General features: G+C 61.5%; 14 protein-coding genes and 1 pseudogene. 5 read left to right on the top strand and 10 right to left on the bottom strand.

Annotated features, from left to right (window positions below; translation table 11 throughout):
• The 5 genes from EWM57_RS20215 to EWM57_RS20195 all read right to left on the bottom strand — a co-directional run.
• The coding region (locus tag EWM57_RS20215; protein WP_129923116.1) for a DUF1573 domain-containing protein at positions 1–397 on the bottom strand (397 nt) is incomplete at its 3' end.
• 179 nt (positions 398–576) lie between these two features.
• Positions 577–1,239, bottom strand: coding sequence for a hypothetical protein (locus EWM57_RS20210; protein ID WP_129923115.1), 663 nt, complete (start codon positions 1,237–1,239; stop codon positions 577–579).
• Positions 1,240–1,333: 94 nt separating this feature from the next.
• Complete coding sequence (locus EWM57_RS20205; RefSeq protein WP_129923114.1) at positions 1,334–2,767, bottom strand: ATP-dependent DNA helicase; 1,434 nt, start codon at positions 2,765–2,767, stop codon at positions 1,334–1,336.
• Between the two features lie 35 nt (positions 2,768–2,802).
• Positions 2,803–3,315: a hypothetical protein gene (locus EWM57_RS20200; protein WP_129923113.1), complete on the bottom strand. Its 513-nt coding sequence runs from the start codon at positions 3,313–3,315 to the stop codon at positions 2,803–2,805.
• Positions 3,316–3,375: 60 nt separating this feature from the next.
• A complete protein-coding gene (locus EWM57_RS20195) occupies positions 3,376–3,813 on the bottom strand; it encodes a PaaI family thioesterase (RefSeq protein ID WP_129923112.1) in 438 nt (145 codons plus the stop codon).
• 81 nt (positions 3,814–3,894) lie between these two features.
• Here EWM57_RS20195 and EWM57_RS20190 point away from each other — a divergent pair, with 81 nt between their 5' ends.
• From EWM57_RS20190 to coaD, 4 genes and pseudogenes are all read left to right on the top strand, one after another.
• Complete coding sequence (locus EWM57_RS20190; RefSeq protein WP_242510156.1) at positions 3,895–4,488, top strand: DUF4126 domain-containing protein; 594 nt, start codon at positions 3,895–3,897, stop codon at positions 4,486–4,488.
• A 30-nt stretch (positions 4,489–4,518) separates the two neighbouring features.
• Positions 4,519–5,019 carry an NUDIX domain-containing protein gene (locus EWM57_RS20185; protein ID WP_129923111.1) on the top strand — a complete coding sequence of 167 codons (501 nt, stop codon included), beginning with the start codon at positions 4,519–4,521 and terminating at the stop codon, positions 5,017–5,019.
• A gap of 66 nt (positions 5,020–5,085) precedes the next feature.
• Positions 5,086–5,970, top strand: a complete 885-nt coding sequence (locus EWM57_RS20180; RefSeq protein ID WP_165370590.1) for a DUF3822 family protein — start codon at positions 5,086–5,088, stop codon at positions 5,968–5,970.
• Positions 5,971–5,996: 26 nt separating this feature from the next.
• Positions 5,997–6,446 (top strand): annotated as a pseudogene (gene coaD, locus EWM57_RS20175) (pantetheine-phosphate adenylyltransferase); the annotation flags it as partial.
• 19 nt (positions 6,447–6,465) lie between these two features.
• Here coaD and EWM57_RS20170 read toward each other — a convergent pair.
• The 5 genes from EWM57_RS20170 to EWM57_RS20150 all read right to left on the bottom strand — a co-directional run bounded on the left by EWM57_RS20170 (position 6,466) and on the right by EWM57_RS20150 (position 10,852).
• Entirely contained in the window at positions 6,466–7,509 is a 1,044-nt protein-coding gene (locus tag EWM57_RS20170) for an adenylate/guanylate cyclase domain-containing protein (protein ID WP_129923108.1), read from the bottom strand.
• Positions 7,506–7,892, bottom strand: a complete 387-nt coding sequence (locus tag EWM57_RS20165) for a response regulator (RefSeq protein ID WP_129923107.1) — start codon at positions 7,890–7,892, stop codon at positions 7,506–7,508. The genes EWM57_RS20170 and EWM57_RS20165 overlap by 4 nt, the downstream gene beginning before the upstream one ends.
• Before the next feature lie 42 nt (positions 7,893–7,934).
• Positions 7,935–9,458 (bottom strand): sensor histidine kinase, encoded by a 1,524-nt coding sequence (locus tag EWM57_RS20160; RefSeq protein ID WP_242510155.1) that lies wholly within the window; start codon positions 9,456–9,458, stop codon positions 7,935–7,937.
• 182 nt (positions 9,459–9,640) lie between these two features.
• Positions 9,641–10,123, bottom strand: coding sequence for a hypothetical protein (locus EWM57_RS20155; RefSeq protein ID WP_129923106.1), 483 nt, complete (start codon positions 10,121–10,123; stop codon positions 9,641–9,643).
• 24 nt (positions 10,124–10,147) lie between these two features.
• A complete protein-coding gene (locus EWM57_RS20150; protein WP_129923105.1) occupies positions 10,148–10,852 on the bottom strand; it encodes an NUDIX hydrolase in 705 nt (234 codons plus the stop codon).
• 217 nt (positions 10,853–11,069) lie between these two features.
• Here EWM57_RS20150 and EWM57_RS20145 point away from each other — a divergent pair, with 217 nt between their 5' ends.
• The gene (locus EWM57_RS20145; RefSeq protein WP_129923104.1) at positions 11,070–11,564 is read left to right on the top strand and encodes a metallophosphoesterase family protein; all 495 of its coding nucleotides are present in this window, start codon (positions 11,070–11,072) and stop codon (positions 11,562–11,564) included.
• The last annotated feature ends 146 nt before the right edge of the window (positions 11,565–11,710 follow it).

Raw genomic sequence — 11,710 nt, 5'->3', positions numbered from 1 at the left:
CCAGTGAGACCATGGCGTTGCCGCCAACCGAGTTCGACTCAATGGTCAGCACTTTGTTCTGCATGCCCATTTTGCCGGCGCTGTTGAATTTGGCCGAGATGGTGCCGGTTTTGCCGGGCATTACCGGGTCTTTGGTCCACTCCGGGGTAGTGCAGCCGCAGCTCACGCCGATGTTGGAAATGACCAGCGGCTGGGTGCCCACGTTCTTGAACTTGAAGGTGTGCTCCACGACATCGCCCTGCTTGATGGCGGGAAACTCGTACTTCATTTCGTCAAACTGGATCTGGGGGCCAACTACCTTTTCCTGGGCGTTGGCGGGCTTTACGGCCGTCGACTGCGCCTGGGCGGCAAAGCCAGCCAGCGAGAGCGACAAAGCCAGAACGAGTGCTTTTTTCATGATTGTGAGTTGTTAGGAGAGGTGAGGGAAACAAATATTAGGTTTTTTGGGCTGGCAGCCAACTATCCTGCCAGTTTTAGCCTGCTGTGGGGGCCGAAGTCCGCCGTTGCGACTACAACCTCCGGGCCGCGGGTGAGGTTCAGGTGAAGACCCGATTCCGGCCGCTTTGTTTCGCCACCTTAGCTCTTGAACTCCTTGGAATACGGAAACTGCCGCGACGCCTTGCGCATGATGGTCGTCACGATGGAGTTCGTGTCGGAGCCCAGGCCGCGCGACAGGGACTTGTCGTATTTCCAGAGCAACTCGCCGGTGGCGCCGTCGTTGATGTTAATCATGAGCTTGCCCGTGTTGGTGGGGCCGCTGGCGCCCACGAGCATGGTCATGGCAATGGCCGCGCCGCCCGACATGGGCTGGGAGCTACTGAACGTGCCGGAGATGATGCCGTCGACCCCCAGGAATTTGGCCAGCTGCTCGGGCGTAAACGTGGCTGCGTTGGCCGCCGTCACGCCGTTCTTGGTCAGCAGGGCGTTGGTGCGGGCAGGGTCCTGCACGTCTACGGTCATGTCCTTATCTTCCTTGCGCTTCAGAAAGTACGAGTGCAGGGCATTCTGCACGTCGAGACCTTCGCGCTGCTCCATCTTGGCCACGCCTTCCGGGCCGCCGTTTTTGGTTACCTCGTTGGGCCGCAGCTGCAGCGTCACGGCAAAGGGCAGAATGGCCAGGGTCTTGTGGTTTTGAGCCAGGGCGCTGAACTTGGGGTTGGTGTAGATTTCGCGGGTTTGGGCCGAGACGCCGCCCAGGGTCAGCAGTACAGCCAGGGCCGCCAGAAGCAAGCTTTTCATAAAGGAGAGAGAGGATGGGGTAGATGGTTTAAGCCGCAAACTACGCAAGCCCGGTACGCCGAGCAATACCCGCTCCAACCGATATTAAAATAATTTAATACTCCCGCTCCACCGGCGCGTCGCCGACCAGTTTCTGGTTGAAGTTCAGCAAAAACAGCCGCTCCGCCGCCCGCGTGACGGCCGTGTACAGCCAGCGCGCAAACTCAGAATTAACCATGTCCTCCTTCAGAAAGCCGTGGTCGACAAACACGGCCTGCCACTGTCCGCCCTGGGCCTTGTGGCAGGTTAGGGCGTAGGCAAACTTCACTTGCAGCGCGTTCAAGTACGGGTCCTTGCGCATAGCCGCACTCTTGTCGCGCTTGGTGGTCAGGTGGGCGTAGTCGGCGGCAATGGTCTGGTAAAGCTCATTGCTGCGGTCGGCGGGCAGGGCCGGGCTTTCGGTGTGCAGCGTGTCGAGCAGCAGCTTCACTTCCTGCTCCTCTTCATCCGGATAGTCCACGAACCGCACCCGGGCATCGGCGAAGCGGAAGCCGAACTCGTCCTGCCGCCGCACGATTTTGGTGACTTGCACGAAGTCACCATTAGCCAGAAAGCCCATTTCCGAGTCCTTGGGCAGCCAGAAGTAGTTGTTGCGCACCACCATCAGGTAGTCGCCAGCCTCGATTTCCTCCTCGGCATCGAACAGGGTGCGCCGGATCATCTGGTTGTAGAGGTTGGCGTTCTTGTTGGAGCGGCAGATGATGGTGGTATTCTCGTGGCCGAAGTTTTTGTAGGCCCAGCGCAGGCCGTCCTCGAGCTTGTCGCCGCCAATTTTGAAGATGTCGGGGTAGCCTTTGGTGAAAAACTGGATGTGGGGCGCCTCCTGGCGCAGCTCCTCACGCAGGGCCGTGGCGTTCATCAGAATGCCCGATTCCTCGGCCTGACGCATCACCTGCCGCAGCTCCACGCCGGCCACCTTGGCCCGGAAGCGGTGAGTGAGCAGCTCCGGGTCGAGGGCCGGGCTGAGCAGCTGACCCACGGGCGGCAGCTGGGCCGTGTCGCCGATGAGCAGCAGGCGGTTGGTGGGTTTCTCGAACACGTAGCCCATCAAATCGTCGAGCAGGCCGTTTTCGCCGAAGGCCTTCTCGTCCGAAATCATGGAGGCCTCGTCCACGATGTAGAGCATGTCGGCGGTGCGGTTGGGCTGGCGCTGGAAGGACAGGCCCGCGGCCGGGGTGCCGGAGGTCTGCCGGTAGATTTTCTTGTGAATGGTGCTGGCCGCCACGCCCGAGTAGGCGCTCATCACCTTGGCGGCGCGGCCGGTGGGCGCCATCAGCGTATACTTGCGCTGCATGCGGTGCAGCCACTGCACCAGGGCACTGACCACGGTGGTTTTGCCCGTACCGGCGTAGCCGCGCAGCACGAAGACCTTGCGCCCAGGCAAATCATCCTTCAGAAACTCGTCGAGCTGGTAAAACAGCGTGGCCTGGTCCTGGGTGGGGTCGTAGGGGAAATAGTCGCGGACGGACGGGGTTTTCAGGGAAAGCATTGCAGGTTTAAAAGGAAGCGGGGCCCGAAGGCAGTTTAATCCAGCCGGGCCGGGTTTACTTCGGCGGTCAGCTGGTGCAAGAACACCATTTCGGGGGTAGAAAGTCCCGCCCGGCGGGCACTATCCAGGGAAGTTTGATGAAAATGAGCCAGGGCCTGAGTTTGGTCGTCGGCCGCAAACATAGCGGCGCTGAGCCCCCTAACCACCGACTGGCGCAGGCAGCTCTTGGGGTGCTGCTCCAGGTAGCGCAGGGTCAGGGTGAACTGACGATTCCAAACTTCGGCCGCCGCCTCATCGAGGGCTTCGGTAACGAAACCATCACTCTGGCAGCGCATCGAATCCAGTAGTTGCAGGGCCCCCACCGACCTCTCCCCGGCCGCCTGCTGCTGGAGCTGGTAGATGCCGGCCAGCGCGAGGCTGTCGTCGGATGGGGGTGGCGGGACCGGTCCGGCCACGCTGCCGGCCGGCTCCTGGCTCCCGGTGGTTGGCTTTTCCGGCTGACAGCCGACGAGGGCCAGCAGCAGTAAGACTGTAAGGATAGGTTTCATAGCTGATTAGGATTTGTAAGCATTCCTCAGCAACATACCCAACCAAACCGGGCCATCCTACTACTGCGGCTCCACCACGGCCATCGTGGCCGAGGCCTTGGCAATGAGCTTGTCGTCGCACCACACCTCCGACTCGCAGAAGAACAGGCGGCGGCCGGCCTTGAGTACCCAGCCCACGGCCCGCAGCTTCTGGCCCACGCCGGGGTGCAGGTAGGCCGTTTTCAGCTCCACGGTCACCACGCCCGTACCTTCGGGCACGAGTGTCACGGCCGCAAAGCCGGCTACCAGGTCGGCCATGGTGGCCACGAGGCCGCCGTGGGCAAAGCCCAAGTTCTGCTGGTGCTTCTGCTCCATCGTCAGCTCGGCCTCCACCCGGCCTTCCTCAATACGGGTGAGGTCGGCGCCAATCAGGTGCATGAAGTGCTGACGGACGAGCTTGCGGCGGATGCGGGCTTCGAGGGAATCGGCGGCAGGGGCGGAAACGGGAAGGTTGTTCATTGGCCCAAAGGTACGCACCGGCCGCCCTACCCTACTGCCCGGGTTTGCGTATCTTCCCCCGGATGCTTTTTTTGCCTGCTCATGATGACCACAATGAATTACCTGGTAGCCGGTGGCCTGGGCATGGCGCTGGCCGCGTGCAGCGGATTTCGGGTGTTTGTGCCCCTGCTGGCCGCCAACATGGCGTACCTGACGGGCTTCATGGCTCCTTCCGCAGGCTTCGAATGGCTGGGCTCCTGGCCGGCCTTCGGCGTGCTGGCCACGGCCACGGTGGCCGAAATGTTGGCGTACTACGTACCCGTCGTCGATAATTTCCTCGACACGCTCACCACACCCGCCTCGTTTATTGCCGGCACCCTGCTGATGACCTCGGCCCTGCCCCACCTCGACCCGCTGGTGCGCTGGGGGCTGGGCATTCTGGTCGGGGGCGGCACGGCGGGCCTGGTGCAGTCGGGAACGGCCCTGCTGCGGGCCGGCTCCACGGCCACCACGGGCGGCCTGGGCAACCCGGTGCTGGCGACCCTCGAAAACCTGCTGGCTGTAGTGGGCTCGGTGCTGGGGCTGTTCATGCCGCTGGTCATGGCCGGCCTGGCCGTGGTGCTGGTGCTGTATCTTGCCCGCCGCCTCAGCCGGCTGGTTGGGCGCCGCCGCGCGGCCGGGCCCACCGAATCCTGACGCCGATTTTTTACCTACTGAATTCTTTTCATGCCCGATTCTATTTCCTCCACTGCTGAGCTGCTGGCCCCTTATCTGGGTCAGGTCCGGGTGCGCGTCTGCGGGTTGCTGGTACGGCCGGAAGGCTTGCTGCTGGTGGCCCACCGCGGCCTGCTACCCGCCGAGGTCCCGTTCTGGTCGCCGCCGGGTGGGGGCTGGGAATTTGGCGAAACCCTGCACGAGTGCCTGATGCGCGAGTACCGCGAGGAAACCGGCCTAGCCATCACGGTGGGCCGCTTCCTGCACGTGCACGAGTTCAAGTCCGACGAGTTGCAGGCCCTGGAGCTGTTTTTTGAAGTTAAATCCGTGGACGCCTCAGCCGTGCCCCGCCTGGGTACCGACCCCGAGCATCCCACCAACCCGCTGCTCACCGAAATGGCCTTCCGCACGCCCCGGGAGCTGACGGCGCTGCCGCCCGCGCAGGTGCATCCGGTGCTGCGCCACCTCATCAGCCCCGACGACATCTACATCCCCTACAATATCTTTCGCTGAGCCGGCCGGTTCCCTTTCGTACCTTTAACGGCCCGATCAGCGCCTTTTGCCCTTCCTGCCGTGTCCGTGACTGCCTCCGCTCCCGATGTTTCTGCCGCACCCATAGCCCAGCTCCTGCTGCGCGACGAAACGCTGGACCCGGCCAACCTGGCCGCCTACAATCTGTACCTGACCGCCGGCCCCGCCGGCCTACGCGTGGGCGTGGCCGACGTGCGCCGCAACAAGTTCGTGGCCCTGGAAGACTATGCCCCCACGCCGGCCACGTCCCTGGCCGGGCAGTTCCGGGCCCTGGCCGCTACCCACGACCTGCTGGGCCAGCCGGGCTGGAACAGCGTGCGGCTGGCCGTGCAAAACCGCTTTTTCACGCTGTTGCCCGCCCCGCTGTTCCGCCAGGGCGACGAGGCGGCCTACCTGCGCCTGCACCACCACCTCGACGCCGACCACGAAACTGTGCAGCACTACCGGCACTCGACGCTGGAAACGGTGAGCATCTTCGCCGCCGAAAAGGCCCTGGCCGACTGGTATCACCAGCTCTACCCCGCCGGCAAGCTTGTGCACCAGACCAGCGCCCTGCTCGAAGGCGTGATTCACCAGAGCGAGCAGTCGGCGCCCCGGCGGGTGTACCTGAGCATCAGTCAGCAGGAGCTGACCGTGGTGGCCGTGCGCGACAAGCGGGTGGAGTTCTGCAACGTGTTTGCCTTTACCTCGGCCGAAGACCTAATTTACTACACCATCCTAGTGATGCAGGAGCTCCAGCTCAACCCCGACCAGGATCCGGTTATCGTCTGGGGTGATTTGATGCACGACTCCGAGCTGTTCACCATCCTGCGCAAGTACATCCGCCACGTGCGCTTCGGCAACCGTCCCTTCGATTTGGCCTACAGCTACCGCCTCAACGACGTGTTCGAGTACCGCTACTTCGAACTCTACGCCCTGCACCTGTGCGAGTAAGCTCGCCCAGCCCTTCCTTCTTTGCTATGAAGCGCATTGCCCTGTTTCCCGGCTCTTTCGACCCCTTTACCAACGGCCACCTCGACGTGGTGCGGCGCGGCGCGGTGCTGTTCGACGAAATCATCATTGCCATCGGCAACAACACCAGCAAGAACCGCTACCTGCCCGTGGAGCAGATGGTGGGCATGATTGAGGAGGTGTTTCGCAACGAGCCGCGGGTGTCGGTGCAGGCCTACAAGGGCCTTACGGCGGATTTTGCCCGGCAGGTCGGGGCGCGGTTTCTGCTGCGCGGCCTGCGCAACACCACCGATTTCGAGTACGAAAACACCATTGCCCAGGCCAACCGCCACGTAAACCCGGAGCTGGAAACCGTATTTCTGATTACGTCCCCGGCCCTGGCGGCCATCAGCAGCACCATTATCCGCGAAATTCACCGCTTCGGCGGCAACGTCGACGACTTCGTGCCGTTTGCGCTGCCCGCCCCCCGGAGCCCGCCTAGGCTACCACTTCGTAGGTCATCACGGGTTGGGCCTTGTTTTTCAGGGTCACCTCCCCGATGGGCTCGCAGTGAAACGACTCCTTGACCTTCTGGTAGGCCGCCTCGCTGATGATAATCTGCCCGGGCTGGGCCGTCGACTGCAGGCGCTGGCTCACGTTGACCACGTCGCCGATGACGGTGTAGTCGAGGCGCTTCAGCGAGGCTGAGCCGATGTTGCCCGACACCATCTCGCCGGTGTTGATGCCAATGGACACCTTGGGGCTGTACTCCTGGCCCAGCATCTCGTCGTGGTTGGCCTGCAGGGTGGTGCGGATGGCCAGGGCCGCATCGATGGCGCGGTCGAGGTGGTACTCGCCCCGGAACACGGCCATCACGGCGTCGCCCATAAACTTGTCGACGTGCCCGCCCTGGGCAATAACGTGCTTCACAATCTGGTCGAAGTAGGCGTTGAGCATTTTGACCACCGTGGCCGCCGGCAGCTTCTCCGACAACGACGTAAAGCCGCAGATGTCGATGAAAGCCACGGTGGCTTCCACAGTTTCGCTGGCCATGAGCGTGTTTTCGAAGCCGGGCCGGGCCATGAAGTTGATGACCGTCTCGTCGACGTACATTTTCAGGATGTTGTTTTCCTGAATGGCCCGCAGCGTGTCGCGCAGCTGCTGCACCTGCTGGATGGTTTTTTCCATCGTCACCTCCAGGTCGGCAAAGTCGACGGGCTTGCAGACGAAGTCGAAAGCCCCGCGGTTCATGGCCGTGCGGATGTTGGTCATGTCGCCGTAGGCCGACACAATAACGGTCTTGATGGTCGGGTTGGCCTCGTGCACCTTGGTGAGCAGCGTCAGCCCATCCATTACCGGCATGTTGATGTCGGAGAGGATGATGTCGGTATCGGTATTCTCCTGGATGCGGGTCAGGGCTTCCTCGCCATTGGAGGCAAACACGAATTCGTATTCGCCCTCCCGAATCTTGCGGCGGAACTTCTGCTTGATCAACAGCTCTAAATCCGCCTCGTCGTCAACAACTAATATCTTCGTTTTCATAGCGCACTGAGCGAGTGAAGCTTTTCCTTGAGCGCCGCAAAATCCACCGGCTTCGTCAGCAAGTCATTAGCTCCCAACCGAATGGCCTCGTCGTAGCTGTGCTGGTCCCCGTAGGCCGTAATCATCATCACGGTGGGCGGCGGCGGCGGCACGGGGTAGTCCTGGCGGATGTGGCGCAGTAGCTCTAACCCGCTCATGCCCGGCATGTTAATATCGGACAGAATTAAAACGACTTCCGAGAAATGCTCGTGCAGGTAAGTCAGGGCCTCTTCGCCGGAGTAGGCAAAGGAAAACTTCAGTTCTCCGCTCCGGATTTCGCGGCGGAACCGCTGCTCAAACAACACCCGGACGTCTTTTTCGTCGTCAACAACCAATATTTTCATCTCTGGCAAAGCTACACTACAAACAACGGGGAAACGCGCCTTTTACAGCGGCAGCGTAATAACGAACTCGGTGTACTGCCCGGGCTGGCTGTCGACCTGGAGCGTGCCGCCGTGGCCCTTCACGATAATGTCGTGGCTGAGCGAGAGTCCCAGGCCCGTGCCTTCGCCAGTGGGCTTGGTAGTAAAAAATGGTTGGAACACCTTGGCCTTCACACTTTCCGGCATGCCCGTGCCGTTGTCGCGCACCCGGATTTCCACCTCGTCGGGGAGCTGGCGGGTGGTTACGCACACTTCCGGGGCGTAGCCGGCCTCGCCCTGGCGCTGGCGCTGCTGGACGGCGTAAAAGGCGTTGGTAAACATGTTCAGCAGCACCCGCCCCACCTCCTGCGACACGGCGGGCACGGCGCTCAGGTTGGGGGCAAAATGGGTGGTGAGCGTGGCGTTGAAGCTCTTATCCTTGGCCCGCAGGCCGTGGTAGCTCAGGCGCAGGTACTCGTCGGCCAGGGCGTTGATATCGGTGGGCTGCCGCTCCCCGGTGCTGGCCCGGCTGTGCTCGAGCATGCCCTTCACGATGCTGTCGGCGCGCTTGCCGTGGCTGGTAATCTTCTGCAGGTTCTGCACCAGGTCGCTCAGCAGCTCGTCGGCATACTCCTTTTCCGACGCGGGTAGCTTGGCCAGCGGGCCTTCCTGCAGCTCCTGCAACAGTTCCACGCTCACCTCCGAGAAGTTGTTGACGAAGTTGAGCGGGTTCTGGATTTCGTGGGCAATGCCGGCCGTCAGCTCGCCCAGCGAAGCCATTTTTTCGGCCTGAATGAGCTGGGCCTGGGTGGTTTTGAGCTCGGTCAGGGTTTCGCGCAGTTCCTCGGCCTGCTGGGTCAGGGCGGAGGTCCGCTCGGCCACCATGCGCTCCAGCTGCACATTCTGGGCGGCAATGAGCTGTTTGGCCTTTTCCTCTTCCTCCCGCTCCAGACGCTCCTTTTCCAGGTTTTTCTTCTGGCTGCGGGCAATCAGGGCAAATGTAATCAGCCAGATCAGAGCAAACCCGCGCGAGGAGTCGATAACGTCGTCGTAGCGCTTGAGCAGCTTCAGGTCCCAGAGGTTCAGCATCAGCTCCACCACCGCGTACAGCACATAGGGCAGAATGGCCAGCAGAACGGTGCGGGCCGGGCGGTAGTGGCGCAAGGAGGTCAGCACCCCGATAAACACCAAGTAGGCAAACAACTGGTAACCGTCGTCGAGCAGCTTGGTATTGAAATGCAGCAGCAGGTCGAGGGCAGCCAGGGCCACGGCCGGCACCCAGAGGTAGCCCAGCAGCCGGTTTACGTGGGGCATCCGGCCGGGCAAATCCACGAACCGGCGCAGCAGCCGCACCATAATCAGGATGGGCACAATGCTGAACAACAGGGCCCCGTCGATATCCATAAAAGGTTGGCTCCGGGTTTTAATGTTTTCCTTGGTCAGCGCCCAGGAGTTCTTGGTACCGGGCTGCTGGATGTAAAGCGTATCGTCGCCCTGGCGGATGGTTAAGGCTGGCTCGGGCTTGGTGGGCTTGGACGGCTGTGGCATAGTCAGGCCCAATATCGGAGCTTTTCGCCTTTATCAAACTCCGGCTCCGGCTTTTGCCCCCAGTTCAATCGTTAGCATCGGGGCAATAAGTAACGAGCAGTGCACTAGCTTCCATCGGAAAGCCGGTGCACTGCTCGTGCAGAAAAGCGCAAGGATTAAGCAGCCCCGCGGATACTAGCCGCCTAGCGGCGCGACACCACCCGCAAACCCGAAACCTTCTCGGCATTCTTGGGGTCCGTTACGGGCAGTACAATGTAGTTCTGGGCCGTCAGGCTCAGGTTGCCCCGGCGCATGAGTTCGTCCTCATTGGAGCCGATAAGCACCATGTCGAGCACCTTGCGGGTTTTGGCGTTGAAGGTCACGACCACCGTAGAGCCGTTTTTCTCGAACGTGTTGATCCAGTCCTCGCCCTTGGTAGCCTTCATCTGCTCGGCCGTGGGTTCCATGCCGATGGCCTCCTCCTTGGTTTCGGTAGGTGGCCCCAGCGCCCGGCGGACCTGGTCGATGTTGCGGCCGACCAGCGCGGGCATATCCACCGCGTTGGGGCGGACGGAGCTGGCGCTGCCCAGGTCAGGAGCACTTTTTTCGGAGGCGGTCTGGGTGCCGGTGCAGGCGGCCAGGCCGCTCAGCAACAGTACAAAAGGCAAGTAGCGGAACGGGCGCATAGGCAACACGGGCGGAAATGAAGGTTATTTTTCTTTGGCGGGCTCCTTCGCCGACTCCTTGCCGGCAACTTCGCCCAAGTAATGGCGCACCACCAGGGCAATGGACGCGTACGACTCATCGAGCACGGCCAGGGCTTCCTGGGGAGTCATCCAGCGCACTTCCTCGATGTACTCCTCGGCCTGGGGCTTCATGAGCGAGTCGTCGGTGCACTGCATGATGTACCAATTCGTTTTTTTCAGAATTTTGTTGCCGTTGTAGGCGTAGGAGTGCCAGGTGCTGGGCAGCTTGTCGCCGAGCTCAATCTTGATATTGCACTCCTCCTCGACTTCGCGCAGGGAGCCCAAAGCGGGATCTTCCTCCTTTTTGAGCTTGCCCTTGGGCAAATCCCACTTGCCGAGCCGGTAAATCATCAGAATCAGCCCGTCCTTCACCACGAGGCCACCGGCGGCCTTTACAATGCGGAACTGGTCTTTGAGGTGCAGAATCAGCCGCGACTTTTTGCGGGCCAACATGGTCAGGGATTTCAGCTTTTTCAGCTTTTTCACCTCCATCAGCCGCAGCAACCGGTCTACGAACACGTCGGTCACGTCGCGCACCAGCACGTCGCCCACCAGGTCCTTGGACGTAAATTCGTCTTCAGCGCCCAGCACCAGGTCGTAGCGGTGCTTGTACACTTTGTCGCTGGTCTTCTTGATGATCAGCGGAATATCGTTGATGAATACATTCATCGCAGGGTAATCTGGAAGGGCAAATGGAAGAAACTCTGGCCGGGGTCCGTTGCAAAACACAACATAAATATTGGCAAACGGAAATCGGCACAGGACGGGCAAGATACGGGATGCAGCCGGTTCCGTTGTCGGCTCCAACTGAACTATGGGCCAACCCGTACATTTTACCCCACGCGAGCCGGCCGTAAGCCCTTCACGCCGCTACCTTTGCCCGAAGATGAAAAAAATCGGCCTGCTTTCCGATACCCACAGCTACCTCGACGACCGGATCCTGCACCACCTGCGCGGCTGCGACGAAATCTGGCACGCCGGCGACTTTGGCACGGCCGAGGTAGCCGAACGCCTGGCCGAAGTGGCGCCCCTGCGCGGCGTGTACGGCAACATCGACGGCCGCGGCGTGCGCCTGACCCAGCCGCTGGTGCAGGCCTTCGAGCTCGAGGGCCTCAAGGTGCTCATGACTCATATCGGCGGCTACCCCGGCCACTACGCCCCCGCCGCCCGCCCCCTGCTGGCCCAGGAGCACCCCGGCCTGTTCATTACCGGCCATTCTCACATTCTTAAAGTCATGCCCGACCCCAAGCTGCACCTGCTGCACCTGAACCCCGGCGCCGCGGGCCGCCACGGCTTCCACCGGGTCCGCACCCTGCTGCGCTTTGAAGTCGCCGAAGGCAAAGTACAACAGCTACAGGCCATTGAGCTCGGACCGAAGTAAGTGGTGAAATGGTGAACTGGTGAGTCGACGTTCTGGCGGCTCGGTAGTGCGCCACTTGCGCCAGTGGCGCAATCTGAACATCAAACTCACTCGTTCACCACTTCACTAAATAAAAAAGCGGCTGGCCCACGTGGGCCAGCCGCTTT

This window comes from Hymenobacter persicinus (assembly GCF_004167665.1).
GTDB classification, from domain to species: Bacteria; Bacteroidota; Bacteroidia; order Cytophagales; family Hymenobacteraceae; genus Hymenobacter; species Hymenobacter persicinus.
This window is presented reverse-complemented; position numbering and strand designations above follow the sequence as displayed.

Coding starts and splice junctions, on each gene's coding strand:
- EWM57_RS20210 (WP_129923115.1), bottom strand. CDS start 1,239: ATGAAAAGCTTGCTTCTGGCGGCCCTGGCTGTACTGCTGACCCTGGGC.
- EWM57_RS20205 (WP_129923114.1), bottom strand. CDS start 2,767: ATGCTTTCCCTGAAAACCCCGTCCGTCCGCGACTATTTCCCCTACGAC.
- EWM57_RS20200 (WP_129923113.1), bottom strand. CDS start 3,315: ATGAAACCTATCCTTACAGTCTTACTGCTGCTGGCCCTCGTCGGCTGT.
- EWM57_RS20195 (WP_129923112.1), bottom strand. CDS start 3,813: ATGAACAACCTTCCCGTTTCCGCCCCTGCCGCCGATTCCCTCGAAGCC.
- EWM57_RS20190 (WP_242510156.1), top strand. CDS start 3,895: ATGATGACCACAATGAATTACCTGGTAGCCGGTGGCCTGGGCATGGCG.
- EWM57_RS20185 (WP_129923111.1), top strand. CDS start 4,519: ATGCCCGATTCTATTTCCTCCACTGCTGAGCTGCTGGCCCCTTATCTG.
- EWM57_RS20170 (WP_129923108.1), bottom strand. CDS start 7,509: ATGAAAACGAAGATATTAGTTGTTGACGACGAGGCGGATTTAGAGCTG.
- EWM57_RS20165 (WP_129923107.1), bottom strand. CDS start 7,892: ATGAAAATATTGGTTGTTGACGACGAAAAAGACGTCCGGGTGTTGTTT.
- EWM57_RS20160 (WP_242510155.1), bottom strand. CDS start 9,458: ATGCCACAGCCGTCCAAGCCCACCAAGCCCGAGCCAGCCTTAACCATC.
- EWM57_RS20155 (WP_129923106.1), bottom strand. CDS start 10,123: ATGCGCCCGTTCCGCTACTTGCCTTTTGTACTGTTGCTGAGCGGCCTG.
- EWM57_RS20150 (WP_129923105.1), bottom strand. CDS start 10,852: ATGAATGTATTCATCAACGATATTCCGCTGATCATCAAGAAGACCAGC.
- EWM57_RS20145 (WP_129923104.1), top strand. CDS start 11,070: ATGAAAAAAATCGGCCTGCTTTCCGATACCCACAGCTACCTCGACGAC.